At 68.9% G+C, this 18,594-nt stretch carries 14 protein-coding genes; 5 read left to right on the plus strand and 9 right to left on the minus strand.

Annotated elements, in window-relative coordinates; genetic code table 11:
* Nucleotides 1-137: 137 nt before the first annotated feature.
* The 8 genes from DTA15_RS23755 to DTA15_RS23790 form a co-directional block, all read right to left on the minus strand.
* Nucleotides 138-965 carry a M55 family metallopeptidase gene (locus DTA15_RS23755; protein WP_012493277.1) on the minus strand — a complete coding sequence of 276 codons (828 nt, stop codon included), beginning with the start codon at nucleotides 963-965 and terminating at the stop codon, nucleotides 138-140.
* Nucleotides 962-2,044 carry a DmpA family aminopeptidase gene (locus DTA15_RS23760; RefSeq protein WP_006493176.1) on the minus strand — a complete coding sequence of 361 codons (1,083 nt, stop codon included), beginning with the start codon at nucleotides 2,042-2,044 and terminating at the stop codon, nucleotides 962-964. The genes DTA15_RS23755 and DTA15_RS23760 overlap by 4 nt, the downstream gene beginning before the upstream one ends.
* The gene (gsiD, locus tag DTA15_RS23765) at nucleotides 2,044-2,937 is read right to left on the minus strand and encodes a glutathione ABC transporter permease GsiD (RefSeq protein WP_006482629.1); all 894 of its coding nucleotides are present in this window, start codon (nucleotides 2,935-2,937) and stop codon (nucleotides 2,044-2,046) included. The genes DTA15_RS23760 and gsiD overlap by 1 nt, the downstream gene beginning before the upstream one ends.
* Nucleotides 2,938-2,944: 7 nt before the next feature.
* Complete coding sequence (gene gsiC, locus DTA15_RS23770; protein ID WP_006482634.1) at nucleotides 2,945-3,865, minus strand: glutathione ABC transporter permease GsiC; 921 nt, start codon at nucleotides 3,863-3,865, stop codon at nucleotides 2,945-2,947.
* A 67-nt stretch (nucleotides 3,866-3,932) separates the two neighbouring features.
* Nucleotides 3,933-5,495, minus strand: a complete 1,563-nt coding sequence (gene gsiB / locus DTA15_RS23775) for a glutathione ABC transporter substrate-binding protein GsiB (protein ID WP_006482639.1) — start codon at nucleotides 5,493-5,495, stop codon at nucleotides 3,933-3,935.
* A 102-nt stretch (nucleotides 5,496-5,597) separates the two neighbouring features.
* On the minus strand, nucleotides 5,598-7,502 hold the full coding sequence (locus DTA15_RS23780) for a dipeptide ABC transporter ATP-binding protein (RefSeq protein WP_006482637.1): 1,905 nt from the start codon (nucleotides 7,500-7,502) through the stop codon (nucleotides 5,598-5,600).
* A 25-nt stretch (nucleotides 7,503-7,527) separates the two neighbouring features.
* A complete protein-coding gene (locus tag DTA15_RS23785) occupies nucleotides 7,528-8,526 on the minus strand; it encodes an isoaspartyl peptidase/L-asparaginase family protein (protein ID WP_006482631.1) in 999 nt (332 codons plus the stop codon).
* Nucleotides 8,523-9,467: a MurR/RpiR family transcriptional regulator gene (locus DTA15_RS23790; protein ID WP_006482638.1), complete on the minus strand. Its 945-nt coding sequence runs from the start codon at nucleotides 9,465-9,467 to the stop codon at nucleotides 8,523-8,525. The genes DTA15_RS23785 and DTA15_RS23790 overlap by 4 nt, the downstream gene beginning before the upstream one ends.
* A gap of 471 nt (nucleotides 9,468-9,938) precedes the next feature.
* On the opposite strand from DTA15_RS23790, the gene DTA15_RS23795 reads away from it, so the two are divergent.
* The 5 genes from DTA15_RS23795 (at nucleotide 9,939) to DTA15_RS23815 (ending at nucleotide 17,612) form a co-directional block, all read left to right on the plus strand.
* Nucleotides 9,939-11,210, plus strand: a complete 1,272-nt coding sequence (locus tag DTA15_RS23795) for an MFS transporter (protein ID WP_006482633.1) — start codon at nucleotides 9,939-9,941, stop codon at nucleotides 11,208-11,210.
* A 27-nt stretch (nucleotides 11,211-11,237) separates the two neighbouring features.
* Entirely contained in the window at nucleotides 11,238-13,658 is a 2,421-nt protein-coding gene (locus DTA15_RS23800; protein ID WP_006482636.1) for a glycoside hydrolase family 31 protein, read from the plus strand.
* Between the two features lie 114 nt (nucleotides 13,659-13,772).
* Entirely contained in the window at nucleotides 13,773-14,960 is a 1,188-nt protein-coding gene (locus tag DTA15_RS23805; RefSeq protein ID WP_006482632.1) for a porin, read from the plus strand.
* Nucleotides 14,961-15,282: 322 nt separating this feature from the next.
* Nucleotides 15,283-17,304 carry a BCCT family transporter gene (locus DTA15_RS23810; RefSeq protein WP_012493275.1) on the plus strand — a complete coding sequence of 674 codons (2,022 nt, stop codon included), beginning with the start codon at nucleotides 15,283-15,285 and terminating at the stop codon, nucleotides 17,302-17,304.
* A complete protein-coding gene (locus DTA15_RS23815; protein WP_006482630.1) occupies nucleotides 17,301-17,612 on the plus strand; it encodes a hypothetical protein in 312 nt (103 codons plus the stop codon). Before DTA15_RS23810 ends, DTA15_RS23815 begins: the two co-directional genes overlap by 4 nt.
* Nucleotides 17,613-17,706: 94 nt before the next feature.
* On the opposite strand, the gene DTA15_RS23820 is transcribed toward DTA15_RS23815, so the two are convergent.
* A complete protein-coding gene (locus DTA15_RS23820; RefSeq protein ID WP_012493274.1) occupies nucleotides 17,707-18,555 on the minus strand; it encodes a class I SAM-dependent methyltransferase in 849 nt (282 codons plus the stop codon).
* Nucleotides 18,556-18,594 lie beyond the last annotated feature (39 nt).

The raw sequence follows: 18,594 nt of genomic DNA on the forward strand, positions 1-18,594 counted from the left end.
CACGATCCGCTCCACGTCCGGTCAACGCAACCCCGCTCGCGCTGGCCGCGACGATGGAAGCATTCCCGCTCGCCGCGACGGCCCGCCCGACCGCGTCGCGCTCGGCCGCGCGCCGGCGCACATCGTCACGGCACGCGTCAACGCAGCATGAACGACATCGCCGACAGGCTGTTCAGCGTGCGCACCACATGCTCGACCGACGGCCCGTCGAAACGCAGCGTCACCGCATCGACGCGCTCGAGCGACGGCAGCACGCAGAACAGGTCGGCGAGCGCGGCCGTCTGCACGCGCAGCGTGCACGCCGCCGGCGCCGGTCGATGCGCGCCGGCGCGCACGCCGGCCGACAGCGCCCGCGCGACCGTTTCGCGCGCGGCGGTCGCGATCCGCGCACACGAGGCGGCGGGCGTCAGCGTCTCGCCGCTCGACGCGCCGCCGGCCGTCTTGACCGTCTCGAAACGCGCGTCCGGAAACAGCGGCTGCGTTTCGTCGGCGAATACGTCGTCGCCGGTCGCGAGCGCGACATGCGCGCCGTATTCGCGCGCCAGCGCGCCGTACAGGCCGGCCTCGCCGAGCTCGACGCCATTCAGCCACACCTGTGTGAACGCAAAGCTGTTGATCGTGTGCGCGAGCACGCCACGCGTCTGCGATTTCGCGTGATAGCCGATCATGAACACGAGATCGGGCTGCTGTTCGAGGCCCGCCATCATCCCGAGCAGGCGCGGCTTGCCGAGCACGACGCGTGCGCGCGCATCGAGTCCGTCGGGCAGCAGGTTGCGAAAGCCGCCATGCGAATCGTTGACCCAGACGGCCTGCGCACCGCCCGCGAACGCGCCTTCGATCGCCGCGTTCGCCTCGGCGGTCATCCAGCGGCGCGCGCGTTCGTATTCCGGATTGCCGGCGCGCGTCTGCTCGACGGCGAATACGCCGGCGACACCCTCGATGTCGGTCGAGATCAGGATCTTCATGACTGGGTCGAACGTCCTTCGTTGTCTTCGTTGAACAGCCGGTCGAGATCGGGCACCGCGTCGCGCAGCGCTTGCCGCACGTGGCCGTCGCGCCCGGCGACCGTCACCGCCTGCAGCAAGGCGTCGGCGATCGCGTGTTCGACGCTTTCGGCCGCGGCCATGAACAGCGGATCGAGCGCCGCATCCGCGACGAGGGCCGGCAGCGCGATCGTCGACGCATCGTGCGCGATCGTGTAGGCGGTCGAGAACGCGAGCGCGATGTCGCCGCTGCCATGCCCGTAGACGGAGCCCGTACGGGCCAGCCCCGCCCCCGCGCGACGCGCGAGCCGCGACAGCTGCCGCGCGTCGAGCGGCGCATCGGTGGCCAGCAGCAGGATGATCGAGCCCTGCTCGGGCGGCGCAGCGTGCGCCGCTTCGGCCGCGCGCCGTTGCGCGACGATGCGCCCGAGCGGCACGCCGCCGAGCGTCAGCATCGGCAGCCGGCCGAAATTCGCGAGCACGAGCGCGCCGACCGTATAGGGGCGGCCGGCCGCGACGGCCACGCGCGACGCCGAACCGATCCCGCCTTTCAGGTCGAAGCACGACATCCCGCGCCCGGCGCCCACCGCGCCGCGGGCGACGTCGCGCGACGCCGCGCGGCACGCGTCGTCGTAATGCGCGGCGGTGACCGCGAACGCCTGGATGTCGTTGAGGTAACCGTCGTTGCACTCGAACACGAGCGGATTGACGGTCGACCAGTCGCGGCCGATCCGCGGATTCGCCGCGATCGCCGCGCGGATCTGCGCCTGGGCGACCGCGCCGACGCCGAACGTGTTGGTCAGCGCGATCGGCGTGTCGAGCGTGCCGAGTTCGTCGACCTGCACGAGCCCGACGCTCTTGCCGAAACCGTTGATCACGGCGGCCCCCGCCGGCACCTTGCTGCGGTACACGTCGCCCGGATGCGGCTTCACGACGGTCACGCCCGTCTGCACGTTGCCGGCATCCAGCGTGCAATGGCCGACCGTCACCCCCGGCACGTCGGCGATCGTGCCGCGCGGCCCGGCCGGCAGCGTCGCCGTCCACATCGGTGCAGCCCGCATCAACGGCGCTCCAGCTTCGGGTCGAGCGCGTCGCGCAGCCCGTCGCCGAGCAGGTTGAACGCGAGCACGGTCAGGAAGATCGCCAGGCTCGGGAACACCGCGATGTGCGGCGCCGTCACCATGTCCGCGCGCGCCTCGTTGAGCATCGCGCCCCACTCCGGCGTCGGCGGCTGCGCGCCGAGCCCGAGGAACGACAGGCTCGCGGCGGTGATGATCGACGTGCCGATCCGCATCGTGAAGTAGACGACGACCGACGACACGGTGCCCGGCAGGATGTGCCGCATGATGATCGTCCAGTCGGACGCGCCGATGCTGCGCGCGGCCTCGACGTAGGTCATGTGCTTGAGCATCAGCGTGTTGCCGCGCACGAGCCGCGCGAACGCCGGGATGCTGAAGATCGCGACCGCGCAGATCACGTTGACCATCCCGTTGCCGAGGATCGCGACCACGCCGATTGCGAGCAGGATGCCCGGGAACGCGAACAGCACGTCGGCGATGCGCATCGTGATGCGGTCCCACCAGCCTTCGTAGTAGCCGGCGAGCAGCCCGAAGAACGTGCCGATCACCGCGCCGAGCGCCACCGAGAAGAAGCCGGCCGCGAGCGAGATGCGCGTGCCCGCGACGATCCGGCTGAAGATGTCGCGGCCGAGCGAATCGACGCCGAACCAGTGCACGGCCGACGGCCCCGCGTTCAGCGCGTCGTAGTCGAAATAGTTCTCCGGATCGAACGGCACGATGTGCGGGCCGACGAACGCCAGCACGACGAGCGCCAGCACGAAGCCGCCCGCGACGAGCGCGACGGTCTGCTTGCGGAACTTGCGCCAGAATTCGCGCCACGGCGTGCGGATCGCGGTCGGTGCGGCCGGCGCCGCGGTCTGGACAGTCGCGTTCATGCGCGCCTCACTTGAACCGGATGGTCGGGTTGATGACCGCGTACAGCACGTCGACGGTCAGGTTGATCAGGATGAATTCCAGCGAGAACAGCAGCACGATCGCCTGGATCACCGGGTAGTCGCGCATCGTCACCGCGTCGACGAGCAGACGGCCGAGCCCCGGCCAGTTGAACACGACCTCGACGACGATCGAGCCGCCGAGCAGGAAGCCGAACTGCAGCCCCATCATCGTGACGACCGGGATCATCGCGTTGCGCAGGCAGTGCTTGAGCACGACCATCGGCTCGTGCACGCCCTTCGCGCGTGCGGTGCGCACGAAGTCCTCGTTCAGCACCTCGACGAACGATGCGCGCGTGAAACGCGCCATCACGGCCGCGACCGCCGCGCCGAGCGTCAGCGACGGCAGCACGTAGCTCTTCCACGAGCCGTCCGGCACGACCGGCAGCCAGCCGAGCTTCACCGAGAACACTTCCATCAGCAGCATGCCGAGCGCGAACGCGGGAAACGAGATGCCCGACACCGCGATCGTCATCCCGAGGCGATCGGGCCAGCGATTGCGCCAGACCGCCGACGCGATCCCGATCGCCATGCCGAGCAGCGTCGACCACACCATGCTGACGAGCGTCAGCATCAGCGTCGGCATGAAGCGTTCGCCGATCTCGGTCGAGACCGGCCGCTTGCTGCGCGTCGACATGCCGAAATCGCCGTGCGCGATCTTCGTGAAGAAATTCGCGAACTGCGCGGGCAGCGGCCGGTCGAGCCCGAGATCGGCGCGCACCAGCGCGACCGTCGCGTCGTCGGCTTCGGGGCCGGCCGCGAGCCGCGCCGGGTCGCCCGGCAGCAGGTGCACGAACAGGAACACCAGCACCGCGACGATCGCGAGCGTGGGCAGCAGGCCGAACAGGCGTTTGACGAGGAAATTCAGCATGGGACACCGATCGAATCAGCGCACCGGCGGCTCGCGCCGCCGGCACTGCGTGGCGGGCAAACCGCCGTCATTTCAGCGAGATCTCGTCGAAGTTGAACGAGCCGTCCGGCATCACGTACGCGCCCTGCAACCGCTTGCTGCGCGCATACACGATCTTCTCCTGCACGAGGAATATCCACGGCGCATCGGCCCAGATCTGCTTCTGCGCGTCGGCGTAGAGCTCGGCTTTCTTCGTGCGGTCGACCGTCTCGAGCGCCTTCGTCAGGTCGCCGTCGACCGTGTCGTTCTTGTAGTACGCGGTGTTGACGAGCTTCGGCGGCGCCGACGCGCCGGCCAGCAGCGGCGTGATCGCCCAGTTCGCCTCGCCCGTCGACGACGACCAGCCGATGTAGTACATCCGCACCGGCGCCTTCGCCGGATCCGGAGCGCTCTCGACCTTCGCGACGCGCTCGCCGGCTTCCAGCGCCTGCACCTGCACCTTCACGCCGACCTGCGCGAGCTGCTGCTGCACGAACTGGATCGCCTTCTGCGACGTCGAGTTGTTATAGGCGGACCACAGCGTCGTCTCGAAACCGTTCGGATAGCCGGCTTCCTTCAGCAGCGCACGCGCCTTCGCCGGATCGTACGGCCAGGGGCCGAGCTTCGTCGCGTAATCGACGCCCTGCGGCACCACGCCGGTCGATGGCGTCGCGAAGCCGGAGAACGCGACCTTCGCGAGCGCTTCCTTGTTCACCGCGTAGTTCAGCGCCTGGCGCACCTTCGGGTTGTCGAACGGCTTCTGCAGCATGTTCAGCGAGACGTAGCGCTGCACGATCGACGGCCGCTCGACGACGTCGACCTTCGCGTTGCCCTTCAGGTCGGCCGCCTGCTCGAACGGAATGCGAAACGCGAAATCGGCTTCGCCCGTCTTCATCAGCGCCGCGCGCGTGTTGTTGTCGACCACCGGCTTCCAGTCGATCGCGTCGATCTTCGGATAGCCCTTCTTCCAGTAGCCGGCGAACTTCTTCACCTTCAGGTCGTCGGTCTGCTTCCATTCGACGAACTCGAACGGCCCGGTGCCGACCGGATGCAGCGCGATGTCGCGGCCCCACTTCTTCAGCGCGGCCGGCGAGATCATCACGGCCGACGGGTGCGCGAGCGTGTTGATGAACGCCGAGAACGGCTCGCGCAACGTGACCTTCACCGTGGTCGGATCGACGACCTCGGTCTTCTCGATCACGCGGAACATGTTGTAGCGCTTCAGGTGGTTCGCGGGATCGGTCACGCGGTCGAAGTTGGCCTTCACGGCCGCCGCGTTGAAATCGGTGCCGTCGTGGAACTTCACGCCCGGGCGCAGCTTGATCGTGTACGTCTTCGCGTCGGGGCTGGCCTCGTAGCCGGTCGCGAGCACGTTGACGAGCTTCATGTCCTTGTCGAAGCCGAACAGCCCCTGGTAGAACGACTTGACGACGGCCTGCGACACGGTGTCGTTCGCGTCGTACGGGTCCATCGTCGTGAAGGTCGAATCCACCGCCATCACCGCGGTCTGCTGCGCGAACGCGGGCAGCGCGGCCGACAGCGCGAACGCGCCGGCGAGCGCGACGAAGCAGGCGCGCGGACGAAACATCGGAAACGGATGCTGCTGGGTCATTTTGCTGGGCTCCTATCGGTGAATCGGTGACGCCTCACGGGCGTTTCGGTTTCGACTGCCTGCTGACTCGCGCGCCGTCATCGCGGCGCACGACTCCACCACTCAATACGCGCCGCCGACGCGATGCGTCGCGACGTAATGATCGGGACCGACCGCGACGAGCGGCGCGACGACCGGCTCGTCGCCGACCGCGCGGATCGGGCTCGGAATCTCGTCCGCCGCGAGCTGGCGCGGCGCATGCCGGCGCGCGGGATCGGCGACCGGCACCGCGCTCATCAGCTTCTTCGTGTACGGATGCTGCGGCGCCTCGAACACCGCGCGACGCGGGCCGATCTCGACGATCTGGCCCAGATACATCACCGCGACGCGATGGCTGACGCGCTCGACCACCGCCATGTCGTGCGAGATGAACAGGTACGCGACGCCGAGCTCGCGCTGCAGGTCGAGCATCAGGTTGACGATCTGCGCCTGCACCGACACGTCGAGCGCCGACACCGACTCGTCGGCGATCACGACCTTCGGGTTCAGCGCGAGCGCACGCGCGATCGCGATCCGCTGGCGCTGGCCGCCCGAGAATTCGTGCGGATAGCGGCGCGCGGCTTCCGGCGGCAGGCCGACCTTGTCGAGCAGCCAGTCGACGCGCGCCTGCGCCTCGGCGCCGCTCGCGACGCCGTGCACGAGCAGCGGCTCCATGATCGAGAAGCCGACGGTCAGGCGCGGGTTCAGCGAGGCGAACGGGTCCTGGAAGATGAACTGGATGTTGCGGCGCAGCGCCTGCAGGTCCGGGCCCTTCAGCGCGCTGATGTCGCGGCCGTCGAATTCGATCGAGCCGCTTTGCGATTCGACGAGGCGCAACAGCGAACGACCGGTGGTCGACTTGCCGCAGCCCGATTCGCCGACGAGCGCGAGCGTCTCGCCCGCGCGCAACTCGAAGCTCACGCGCTCGACCGCATGCACGTATTGCGACACGCGGCCGAACACGCCGCTCTTCACCGGAAAGCGCGTGACGAGATCGCGCACGCGCAGGATCGGCGGCGCGGCATGATCGACGGGCGGCTGCGTGTCGTTCGCGGCGGACGCCGTGGTCGGGGCCGGCGCCGTCGCGCTGGTGCCGTCCACCTTCAGCAGCGGGAATTTCTCGGGGGCGTCGGTGCCCTCCATCGAGCCGAGCCGCGGCACGGCCGCGAGCAGCGCGCGCGTGTAGCGATGCGCGGGCGTCGCGAAGATGCGGTCCGACTCGCCCTCCTCGACCTTCTCGCCGCGGTACATCACGAGCACGCGGTCGGCGACTTCGGCCACCACGCCCATGTCGTGCGTGATGAAGATCACGCCCATGTTCATTTCGTCCTGCAGCCCGCGCACCAGTTGCAGGATCTGCGCCTGGATCGTCACGTCGAGCGCGGTCGTCGGCTCGTCGGCGATCAGCAGCGCGGGCCGGCACGACAGCGCCATCGCGATCATCACGCGCTGCCGCATCCCGCCCGACAACTGGTGCGGATAGCGCGCGAACACGCGGCGCGCTTCCGGGATGCGCACCAGATCGAGCAGCCGCAGCGCTTCCGCGCGCGCTTCGGCCGTGCCCTTCGACTGGTGCAGCGCGATCGCCTCGCTGATCTGGTCGCCGACGGTGAACACCGGGTTCAGCGACGTCATCGGCTCCTGGAAGATCATCGCGATGTCCGCGCCGCGGATGCCGCGCATCGTCGCGGCACTCGCCTGCGCGAGATCGACCAGCGCGCCGCCACGGCGCCGGAACGCGATCCGTCCGCTCGTGATCTCGCCGCCGCCGTGCTCGACGAGGCGCATCAGCGCGAGCGACGTGACCGACTTGCCCGAGCCCGATTCGCCGACGATCGCGAGCGTCTCGCCGCGATCGACGTGAAACGACACGTTGCGCACCGCGTCGAACGTCGCGCCTTCGCGGCGGAACGTGACCGACAGGTCGTCGACGGCCACCACGCGCTGCTCGGGCAGCGCCAGCGGCGACGGGTTACGGCTCGAAGTCATGCGTGTCTCCTCGTGCGATCCGGAATCAGGCCGCGTCGTCGCGGTAGATGCCGACGACCGGCGCTTCACCGACGCGCGCGTAGCCGCGGTACATCCCTTCGGTGTTGAACGGCATCGCGACGTTGCCCTGTGCGTCGACCGCGATGATCCCGCCGCGGCCCGCGAGACGCGGCAGCTTGTTCATCACGACGTCGTGCGCGGCGTCGGCGAGCGACGCGCCGCGATACGCGATCTGCGCGGCGACGTCGTAGGCCGTCGCGAGCCGCATGAACATCTCGCCGGTGCCCGTCGACGAGACCGCGCAGGTCGCGTCGTCCGCGTAGCAGCCGGCGCCGATGATCGGCGAATCGCCGACGCGCCCCGGCTGCTTGTTCGTGATGCCGCCCGTCGACGTCGCCGCCGCGATGTGGCCGTTCAGGTCGCACGCGACCGCGCCGACCGTGCCGTGCTTGCGGTCCGGATCGAGCGGCTCGGCCGGTTGCGGCTGTTGCTGCGACTGGCCGAACACGAACGTCGCCGCATCGTGATCGAGCATCGCGCCGGCCGCCGCGCGCGCCTTCACCCACTGCGCATGCCGCGATTCGGTGTCGAAGTAGCCGGGTTCCGCGAGTTCGAGCCCCTGCGCGGCGGCGAACGCATCGGCGCCCGCGCCGGCGAACAGCACGTGCTCGCTCGCCTCCATCACGCGCCGCGCGGCGAGCACCGGGTTGCGCACGCGGGTCGCGCAGCAGATCGCACCGGCGCCGAGCGTCGCGCCGTCCATGACCGCCGCGTCGAGTTCGTGCTTGCCTTCGGCCGTATACACGGCGCCGCGCCCGGCGTTGAACAGCGGGCAGTCCTCGAGCATCCGCACCGCGACGGTGACGGCGTCGAGCGCGCTGCCGCCATCGGCCAGCACGCGCTGCGCGGCCTGCAGGATTGCGGTGAGTTCGGCGCGGTACCGACGTTCGGTGTCGGTATCCATCGCTTCGCGCAGGATCGTGCCTGCGCCGCCGTGAATCGCGACGATCGCGGGTGAAGTCATGATTTTTTCGGACGTGGGGAAGAAGGGTTGGTGGCCGGCAGCGCCGCTTGCGGCTGCACGAGCCACGGCAGCAGGAATTCGGTCATCTCGGCGGCGGATTTCGCGGACCGGTGCGTGCGCAGCGCGACCGCATCGATCAGCGCCTCGATCATCGTCAGCACGGCGGCTTCCGACGTGGCCGCGAAACGCCGTTCGGCCTTGACGTACAGGTTCAGCGACGCGATCGGCGCGAGCGGCGATTGCGGGCCGTCGGAGATGCCGAGCACGCGCGCCCCGCGCGCCGCCGCGCGACGGGCCAGCTCGATCGTGTCCTTCACGTAGCGCGGAAACGCGAGCGCGATCACGAGATCGCGCGAATCGGCCGTGTACAGGCGCCGCGCCGCGTGCGACGGGCCGCCGAGCAGCGCGAGCGACTGCACGCTGTCATGGCAGACGGACAGTCCGTGCTCCATCAGGCCGGTGAGAAACGCGCTCGACCCGGCGCCGAGAATCAGCACGCGCCGCGCGCCGACGATCGCCTCGACCGCCGCCTCGACATCGGCCGCGTCCAGTTGCGCACGCGTGTTCTCGATGTTGGCGGCAGCCTGGTCGAATACCGCGTCGATCCACGCGGCGCCGCGCACGCCGGACTCCTGCTCCTGCGCGGAACGCAGCCGTTCGACCGGTCCGAGCGTGGCCTCGAAGCCGCGCACGAGCGCCGCGCGCATCGCCGGATAGCCGTCGAAACCGAGCGCCTTCGCGAAGCGGTTCGCGGTCGCGATCGATGCATTCACGGCCTGCGCGAGCTCATCGATCCGCATCGTCGCCGCGCGAAACGGGTTCGCGAGCACGAACTCGCCCATGCGCCGGTGAATCGGCGTCATCAACGGCATCGCCGACGCGATCCGCTCGGCGATCGCGGGTTCGTCGTGACTGACATCGTGCGGAACGAGAGGCGTCATGCGAAGGGTCGTTGCAAGGTGGATGAAAATCAATTTACACAATCTATCTCGAAAAAAGAAATAAATTTTCATCAGGGTTGTCACGCCCCGCCGGGTGTCCATCGACCGTCCGGAAGATCGCCCGGCCCCGCCGCACCGGCCTCTGGCGGCCGAGCGCCGGGTGTCGCCGCTCATCGGCTTGCCGTCCGCCATCGGGAAAACCCCGAGCAGGTTCGTTCGAATGCAGATTCACGTTGACCGGATTCGCATTCGAACATAGGATGTTCGAAAATGATCAGTCGTCAGATAACATTGCAGTTTGATGACGGCGGAATGTTCGCTCGAACACCGTGATTTCGATATAAACCGGGTAAAACCGGCGCGCATCAAGATCGGACATCGTACGAATAAACGAAACGAGCCATCTCGAATGGATGGCCCTCACGGACCGGGCAGGCGCCGCGCGCCCGCCCTGCCTGACAGGAGACAGCAGTGAAGACAGTCAAGGCGTTGCGCTGGTGGATCATCGTGCTCGTGTGTCTCGGCACGATCCTCAACTACCTCGCACGGAATTCCCTCGCGGTGCTCGCGCCCGAACTCAAGCAGGTGTTCGCGATCTCGACGCAGCAGTACTCGTACATCGTCGGCGCGTTCCAGATCGGCTACACGATCATGCAGCCGGTATGCGGGTTCATCGTCGATCTGATCGGGCTGCGGCTCGGGTTCGCGCTGTTCGCGATGCTGTGGTCGGTGGTCGGCGTCGCGCACGGCTTCGCGTCGGGCTGGCTGTCGCTCGGCATCCTGCGCGGCTTGCTGGGCCTGTTCGAGGCCGCCGCGATTCCATCGGGGATGAAGGCCGTCGCCGAGTGGTTTCCCGATCGCGAGAAATCCGTCGCGGTCGGCTACTTCAACGCGGGCACGTCGCTCGGCGCCGCGATCGCGCCGCCGCTCGTCGTGTTCCTGTCGATGCGGTTCGGCTGGCAGGCCGCGTTCATGGCCACCGGCGCGCTCGGGTTCGTGTGGGCCGCGCTGTGGTACACGCAGTACCGTTCGCCGGCCGCTCATCCGCGCATCACGCCGCAGGAACGCACGCTGATCCGCGACGGCCAGGCCACGATGCCGCCCGTGTCGACGCGCCGCATCCGCGACGTCGTCACCGCCCGGCGCTTCTGGGCCATCGCGCTGCCGCGCTTCTTCGCGGAACCCGCGTGGCAAACTTTCAGCTTCTGGATTCCGCTGTACCTCGCGACCGAGCGCCACATGCCACTCACGCAGATCGCGGTGTTCGCGTGGATGCCGTTTCTCGCGGCCGACCTGGGCGGCATCGCGGGCGGCTACCTGTCGCCCTACCTCGCGAATCGCTTCAAGCTGCCGCTCGTGTGGTCGCGCGTCGCGGGCGTCGCGCTCGGCGCGCTGCTGATGCTCGGGCCGGCGATGATCGGGCTCGCGTCGTCGCCGTACACCGCGATCGCACTCTTCTGCGTCGGCGGCTTCGCGCACCAGATGATCTCCGCGCTCGTCAACACGCTGTCGGCCGACGTGTTCGACCCCGAGGAAGTCGGCACCGCGAGCGGCTTCGCCGGGATGGCCGCGTGGATCGGCGGCCTCGGCTTCTCGCTGCTGGTCGGCGCGCTCGCCGACAAGATCGGCTATGCGCCGCTGTTCGCGTGCCTCGGCCTGTTCGACATCATCGGCGTCACGCTGCTCGCGGTGCTGATCCGCGGCCAGTCGAAGCAGGAACGCCTGCTCGCGCAGCACGCCTGATCTCCGCCTTTACCAGGAATCGCATTCATGACTTCGCTTCTTCATCCGCCCGTGTTCCGCGTCGACAGCCACCACGCGAACCGTGTGCTGCTCGCGTCCGATACGGGCGCCACCGTCGAAATCTTCGTGCTCGAGGACGACATCGTGCGGGTGCGCGTGCTGCCCGACGCGACCGCGCGCAACCCGCGCACGTGGACCATCGCGCCCGGTCTCGACGACGTGCCGCTCGACGGCCGCGACCGCCTCGACCTGAGCGACTTCACGCTGCCCGGGTACGAACTGACCGAGGACGACGACGGCGTGCGCATCGAAACCGCGCGGATCCGGCTCGCGGTGCGCCGTCAAGGCGGCCATTGCACGTGGTCGATGCGCGGCGCGGATGGCGCATGGCGCGTCGCACTCGCCGACCGCGCGACGCAGGCGTACAACTTCGGCTGGTGGGACGACCGCGTGTATCACTACGTCGCCCGCGAGCGCGGCGACCAGGTCTTCGGCCTCGGCGAACGCGCGGGCGAACTCGACCGCACGGGCACACGCTTCGAGATGCGCAACATCGACGCGATGGGCTACAGCGCGAAACACACGGATCCGCTGTACAAGCACATCCCGTTCTACATCACGTGGTCGCCCGATGCATGCCAGGGCTTCGGGCTGTTCTACGACACGCTGTCGGACTGCTCGTTCGACATGGGCCGCGAACTCGACAACTATCACGGCCCGTACCGCTATTTCGTCGCCGAGCACGGCGATCTCGACTACTACTTCATCGCGTCGCCCGATACGCCGCTCGCGGCCACGCGGCGCTTCACGTGGCTGACCGGGCGCCCCGCGCGCACGCCGAAATGGGGGCTCGGCTATTCGGGCTCGACGATGAGCTACACCGATGCGCCGGACGCGCAGCAGCAGATGAACCAGTTCGTCGAGCAGTGCGACGCGCACGACATCCTGTGCGATTCGTTCCACCTGTCGTCGGGCTATACGTCGATCGGCGCGAAGCGCTACGTGTTCAACTGGAACCGCGACAAGTTTCCCGATGCGAAAGGTTTCGTGCAGCACTATCGCGACCATGGCATCCGCCTGTGCGCGAACATCAAGCCGTGCCTGCTGCGCGACCATCCGGCCTTCGACGACGCCGCGCAGCGCGGGCTGCTGATCCGCTCGGCGTCCGGCGAGCCCGCGTGGGTGCAGTTCTGGGACGAAGTCGGCGCGTACCTCGACTTCACGCAGCCGGACGCATACCGCTGGTGGCGCGAGCAGGTCACGTCGGCGCTGCTGGAATACGGGATCGAATCGACCTGGAACGACAACAACGAATACGAGATCTGGTCGCCCGACGCGATCGCGCACGGCTTCGGCCAGCCGTTCCCGGCGCGCGAGGCGAAGGTGCTGCAGACGATGCTGATGATGCGTGCGTCGCGCGACGCGCAGCGCGCGCATGCGCCGGCGCGGCGGCCGTTCCTCGTGTCGCGCTCCGGCGGCGCCGGCATGCAGCGCTACGTACAGACGTGGTCCGGCGACAACTACACGTCGTGGGAAACGCTGCGCTACAACCTGAAGATGGGCCTCGGGCTCGCGCTGTCGGGCGTGTCGAACATCGGCCACGACATCGGCGGCTTCTCCGGCCCCGCGCCGTCGCCCGAATTGCTGCTGCGCTGGGTGCAGTTCGGCATCTTCATGCCGCGTTTCAGCATCCATTCGTGGAACGACGACGGCACCGTCAACGAACCGTGGATGTACCCGGAGATCACCGCGCAGATCGCGTCGCTGATCAAGCAGCGCTACCGGCTGCTGCCCTACCTCTATCACCTGCTGTGGCTGTCGACGACGCGCTACGAGCCCGTGCTGCGGCCGACGCTCGCCGATTTCCCCGGCGATGCGCGCTGCTACGACGCGTGCGACGACATGATGCTCGGCGACGCGCTGCTGGTCGCGCCGGTCGTCGATCCCGGCCAGACCGAGCGCACGGTGTATCTGCCGTCGGGCGCACGCTGGACTTGCTGCGCGAGTGCGCAGTCGTTCGACGGCGGCGCGAGCGTGACGCTGCCCGCACCGCTCGACACGCCGGTGATGCTGCTGCGCGAAGGCCGCGTGCTGCCGCTGAACGTCGCGGAACAGCATTTCGGGGCACGCGCCGACACGCGCGGCTTCCTCGTCGCACCACGGATCGAGGATGGCGTCGCGTATGGCGAATGCGTCGAGGACGACGGCGAGACGGAAGCATGGCGCGACGGCGAATACGGACTGTGGCGCATCGAGACCGGCCGCGAGGCGTCCGGCGTGCTCGGCGTGTCGGTCCGCTGGGACGGCCGCCCGGCGCGCCCGGCCGAGCGCGTCGAAATCCTGCTGCCCGCGTCGCTGCAAGGCCCGATGGCCGTACGCGGCGCACGTGTCGAGCAGGATGCGCGGGACGGCGCATGGCGCCGCCTCGTCGTCGCGTTCGACCACTGAACCACTGAATCGCAAGCAGCCCCGATCAGGTGGGCCGTTCGCGCGGTCCGCCGCCTGCCACAGAGGAGGCATTCAACCTCCCCTTGAAAAGATGAAGCACCCCGGAGATCGACAATGAAAGCACCCGTCAACCGTTATGCAATCCTCATTTTATCGGCCGCGTCGCTCGGTACGACCGCCGCTCACGCGCAGAGCAGCGTGACGCTGTACGGCGTCGTCGACGATTCGCTCGCGTACGTGAACAACCAGCAGGGACATTCGAACGTCTACATGCGCGACGGCAACCTGTACGCGTCGAAGTTCGGGCTGCGCGGCGACGAGGATCTCGGCGGCGGCACGCACGCGATCTTCGACCTGCAGGCCGGCTTCAACCTGAATACGGGCGCGCAGGCCGCCGCCGGCACGATCTTCAATCGCCAGGCCTTCGTCGGCCTGCGCAACGCCAGCTATGGCACGGTCACGGCCGGCCGCCAGTACACCCCCTACTTCCTGTTGGTCGGCCCGTACGCGTCGAGCAGCTGGCTGACCGGCGCCACCGGGGCCCATCCGGGCGACATCGACGGCCTCGACACGACGATCCGCGTCAACAATTCGGTTACCTATACGTCCCCGACCTTCGCCGGGCTGACCGCGAGCGCGATGTACGCGTTCGGCGGCATTGCCGGCGCGACCGGCAAGGGCAACACGTTCAGCGCCGCGCTGCGCTACGCGAACGGGCCGGTCGGCATCGCGGCCGGCTACCTGCGGATCAACAGCTCGGGCTCGTCCGCCGGCTTCCTGAACCCGGCCACCGCGTCGTCGGGCAGCTTCGCCGTGTCCGTGCTGAACCAGGGCTACCTGACCGCGAAGGCCGTCGAGCAGGTCGCGGCGGCCGGCAACTACACGCTCGGCGACCTGACGCTGGGGCTCAACTATTCGAACGTGAAGTACCTGCCCGGCAACGGCTCGGCGTTCACCGACACGGCCGTGTTCAACACCTACGGCGCGCTTGCCGCATACCGCTTCACGCCGACGTTCTCGGTGGCCGGCGCATTCGCGTACACGCTCGCATCGAAGGCAAACGGTGTCGCGAGCGCGGCCCGTTATCAACAATATTCGCTGAAGGAGTCGTACAGCCTGTCGAAACGCACGACGCTCTACGCGCTGCAGGCGTACACGCATTCGAGCGGGCAGACGCTCGGCGCGCAAGGCGCCGGCCACATCGTCGACGCGGCGCCGATCGTCGGCGATTCGCAGCAGCTCACGCCGTCGACCACGCACGGCCAGTTCGTCGGCATGGCCGGGATCGCCGTCACGTTCTGAAACCCGCCCGGCGGCGCCTTCGGCGCGCCGCCTGTGCCCGGACGATACGCATGCCGTGCGTGCCCGTCCGGGCGCCCGATCCGCGTTCGCCGCTGCCTTCGCGCCGCTGTTTTCCCCGCCCCGTCGGCCCGCCACGCACACCGCGCGGGTTTTCTCGATCGCCGCGATACCTTACAATTCGTCAGGTTTACCCCTTCTGCATGCCCCCTTCTTGCAGTCCTGACACCGCGGTACACTCGACGCACGCCGTATCAGGGTCCGACGCGCCACAGGCGCGCCGGGCGGCGTCGCGCCTCGTTGCGCCCACAACTGGATGCCCGCCATGCCGGATTCCCGTCCCATGCCCCGCACGACATTCAAGCCGCAGGTCGTCCTGCTGGCGCTCGCCGTCATCGGCGCACTACTCGTCGTATGCGCACTGCACCCGAGCGAAGCCGGTGCGCTGTTCTCCGCCGGCCAGCAATGGGTCATCGCACGTTTCGACTGGTTCTACGTGCTCGCCGTCACCGGCTTCCTCGTGTTTCTCGTGCTGATCGCCGCCAGCGACTTCGGCAATATCCGGCTCGGCCCCGACGATGCCGAACCCGAATTCAGCTTCGTGTCGTGGACGGCCATGCTGTTCGCGGCCGGCATGGGCATCGGCCTGATGTACTTCGGCGTCGGCGAGCCGATGCAGCACTTCCTGAAGCCGCCGACGGTCGACCCCGGCACGCCTGCCGCCGCGCGCGAGGCGATGCTGATGACCTTCTTCCACTGGGGCTTCCATGCGTGGGCGATCTACGGGCTGATGGGGCTCGTGCTCGCGTACTTCGGCTTCCGCTACAACCTGCCGCTGACGCTGCGCTCGGGGCTGTATCCGGTGCTGCGCGAGCGCATCAACGGCTGGATCGGCCACACCGTCGATGCGTTCGCGCTGGTCGGCACGGTCGCCGGGATCGCGACGACGCTCGGCTACGGCGTGATGCAGCTGAGCGCGGGCCTGCATACGGTCGCCGGGTGGGACACGGGCAGCAACCTGTTCCGCATCGGGCTCGTCGCGGTGGTCGTGATCCTCGCGGGCGTGTCGGCCGCGACCGGCCTCGACAAGGGCGTGCGCCGGCTGTCCGAGCTGAACCTGCTGCTCGCGTTCCTGCTGCTCGCCTTCGTGGTCGTCGCGGGCCCGACGGCCTTCCTGCTGCGCGCGCTCGGCGACAACATCGGCCAGTACCTGTCGAGCCTCGTCGACCTGTCGTTCCGCACCTATGCGTATGCGCCGCCGCGCGAGGAAGGCTGGTTCGGCGGCTGGACGATCCTCTACTGGGCATGGTGGGTGTCGTGGTCGCCGTTCGTCGGCATGTTCATCGCGCGCATCTCGCGCGGCCGCACGATCCGCCAGTTCGTGATCGGCGTGCTGCTCGTGCCGACCGCGTTCAACCTCGTGTGGATGACCGTGTTCGGCAACAGCGCGATCTGGCTCGATACGCACGGCGCGGCCGGCGCGCTCGCGCAGACGGCCACCAACGTCGATGCGCTGCTGTTCCGCTTCTTCGATTTCCTGCCGTTGCCGCAACTGCTGTCGATCGTCGCGATCGTGCTGATCGCGGTGTTCTTCGTCACGTCCGCCGATTCGGGCGCGTTCGTGATCGACCAGATCGCGACGCGCGGCAGCGCGCAGTCGCCGGTCTGGCAGCGGCTGTTCTGGGCCGCGCTGCTCGGCGTGACGGCCGCGGTCCTGCTCGTCGCGGGCGGGCTCGGCGCGCTGCAGGCGATGACGCTGATCGCCGCGCTGCCGGTGGCCATCATCATGCTCGCGCTCTGCTACGGGCTGTGGCGCGGGCTCGCGGCCGATCGCGCGCACTATTCGCAGGACGTCGCGCCTGCAACGAGCTTCTGGACCGGCCAGCACTGGCGCCATCGCCTGACGCACATCCTGCGGCAGACGACCGAGGCCGAGGCGCGCCAGTTCGTCGCGGAAACGGTCGAACCCGCGCTGCGCAAGGTCGCCGCCGAGTTGCGCGCGAGCGGGGTCGATGCGCACGTGCAGCGCGACGGCGACGATGCGGTGCGGCTCACCGTGCCGACCGCCGAACACCGCGATTTCGTGTACGGCGTGCGCGTCACCGCGAAATCCGCGGCCGCGTTCCTGGTGCGCGAGGCGGCCGAACCCGACGAAGCGCGTGCGCACGTGTATGGCATCGTCACGTTCTTCGAGGACGGCCGGCTCGGCTACGACGTCGAATACCTGCGCGGCGACGAAGTGATCGCCGACGTGCTGCGCCAATATGAACGCTACGTGTCGCTGGCCGCGGACAAGCGCACGCACCTGCTCAGCCGGGCTCCGGGACACGCGACGGAGGCCGAATGAGCGGGCTGCTGCACAGCCGCGCGGCCGACGTCATCGCGCTCGGCACCCTCGCCGTGCTGTACCTCGGCGGCGCGGGCCTCGCGCTGTGGCGAATCCGCGCCGCGGCGCCGCTCGGCAAGGTCTACTGGAGCGTCTGCGCGGCGCTGCTCGCCGGCGGCGCCGTCGCGATGGGCGGCAACCTGTCGCCGGTGCCGAACAGCGGCGAAATGCCGCCCGGTTTCGCGCTCGGCGCCGAGGCCGTGCTGCTCGGCCTCGCGCTGGTGGCCGGTGGTTGCGCGTGGCTGATGCTGCGCGCGCGCAAACGCTGATACCCGCAGGCCCCGCTTCGTCACGCGCACACCGCAGCATGTGGGGCGAACGGGCCGTCGCCCCTTCCCTGATCCGCTGCTTTCACGCGACGCGTCATGCGGACGGCGCACGCGCCGTCACGAGCCAACACGCCGCATCGAAGCGCACCTCGGCGCCGTGCACGTACGGCTCGAACGCCGCGCGCATCGTATCGATCACGCGCCGCCGCGTCGCTTCGTCCGTCTCCAGCAACGCCAGGCCGACCGGGCCCAGCCGCGCAATGTAGTCGTCCAGCGCGGATTCCGGCAGCACACATGACCGCTCGACCGGCTCGATCGCAACGTCGGCCCAGCCGCTGTCCGCCAGCACCGACGCGATCCGCTGGCGGTCGCCGAACGCGAACTGCCCCGGCGCGCCGGGCTGCCGCGCGGGCAGGTTCGGCAGCAGCGGCGCGGCCGCCCGCTCGGCCGTCGTCATGAACGGGTTGTCGGCCGCGCCGCGCCACGCGACGAACCGCATCTGCGCGGCGGGCCGCGCCGCCTGCCGCAGGTTCGCGAACGCCCGCACCGGATCGTCGAAGAACATCACGCCGAGACGCGACACGATCAGGTCGACGCTCGCCGGCTCGAATGCATGCGTCTGCACGTCCGCGCACACGAACCGGGCAGGCAGGCCGCTGCGGTCGGCACGCGCCCGCGCGGCGTCGATCATCCGCGCCGAAATGTCGATGCCCGTGCACTGCGTGCTCGCACCGAGCCGCCTCGCGATCGCGAGCGTAACGGCGCCGGTGCCGCAACCGACATCGAGCACGCGCGTGGCGGACGACGCAGCCGCAGCCGCCGCCAGCAGCGTTTCGAACGGCTCGAACATCCGGTCCAGCAGCGCCTGCGCATCGACCCACGCGCGCCCCGACGGACCATTCCAGAGCGCGGCTTGCGCTTCGTTGGGCCGGTTGGTTTCCATCGTCGATCCCCTTCCGATTCATTGATGACGAACCGGACT

This window comes from Burkholderia cenocepacia (assembly GCF_900446215.1).
GTDB classification, from domain to species: domain Bacteria; phylum Pseudomonadota; class Gammaproteobacteria; order Burkholderiales; family Burkholderiaceae; genus Burkholderia; species Burkholderia cenocepacia.

What these genes read in the sequence shown, in the direction of transcription:
- DTA15_RS23800 (WP_006482636.1), top strand. Translation starts at nt 11,238, where the DNA reads ATGACTTCGCTTCTTCATCCGCCCGTGTTCCGCGTCGACAGCCACCAC.
- DTA15_RS23785 (WP_006482631.1), bottom strand. Translation starts at nt 8,526, where the DNA reads ATGACTTCACCCGCGATCGTCGCGATTCACGGCGGCGCAGGCACGATC.
- gsiB (WP_006482639.1), bottom strand. Translation starts at nt 5,495, where the DNA reads ATGACCCAGCAGCATCCGTTTCCGATGTTTCGTCCGCGCGCCTGCTTC.
- DTA15_RS23805 (WP_006482632.1), top strand. Translation starts at nt 13,773, where the DNA reads ATGAAAGCACCCGTCAACCGTTATGCAATCCTCATTTTATCGGCCGCG.
- gsiD (WP_006482629.1), bottom strand. Translation starts at nt 2,937, where the DNA reads ATGAACGCGACTGTCCAGACCGCGGCGCCGGCCGCACCGACCGCGATC.
- DTA15_RS23790 (WP_006482638.1), bottom strand. Translation starts at nt 9,467, where the DNA reads ATGACGCCTCTCGTTCCGCACGATGTCAGTCACGACGAACCCGCGATC.
- DTA15_RS23810 (WP_012493275.1), top strand. Translation starts at nt 15,283, where the DNA reads ATGCCGGATTCCCGTCCCATGCCCCGCACGACATTCAAGCCGCAGGTC.
- DTA15_RS23780 (WP_006482637.1), bottom strand. Translation starts at nt 7,502, where the DNA reads ATGACTTCGAGCCGTAACCCGTCGCCGCTGGCGCTGCCCGAGCAGCGC.
- DTA15_RS23755 (WP_012493277.1), bottom strand. Translation starts at nt 965, where the DNA reads ATGAAGATCCTGATCTCGACCGACATCGAGGGTGTCGCCGGCGTATTC.
- DTA15_RS23815 (WP_006482630.1), top strand. Translation starts at nt 17,301, where the DNA reads ATGAGCGGGCTGCTGCACAGCCGCGCGGCCGACGTCATCGCGCTCGGC.
- DTA15_RS23760 (WP_006493176.1), bottom strand. Translation starts at nt 2,044, where the DNA reads ATGCGGGCTGCACCGATGTGGACGGCGACGCTGCCGGCCGGGCCGCGC.
- DTA15_RS23820 (WP_012493274.1), bottom strand. Translation starts at nt 18,555, where the DNA reads ATGGAAACCAACCGGCCCAACGAAGCGCAAGCCGCGCTCTGGAATGGT.
- gsiC (WP_006482634.1), bottom strand. Translation starts at nt 3,865, where the DNA reads ATGCTGAATTTCCTCGTCAAACGCCTGTTCGGCCTGCTGCCCACGCTC.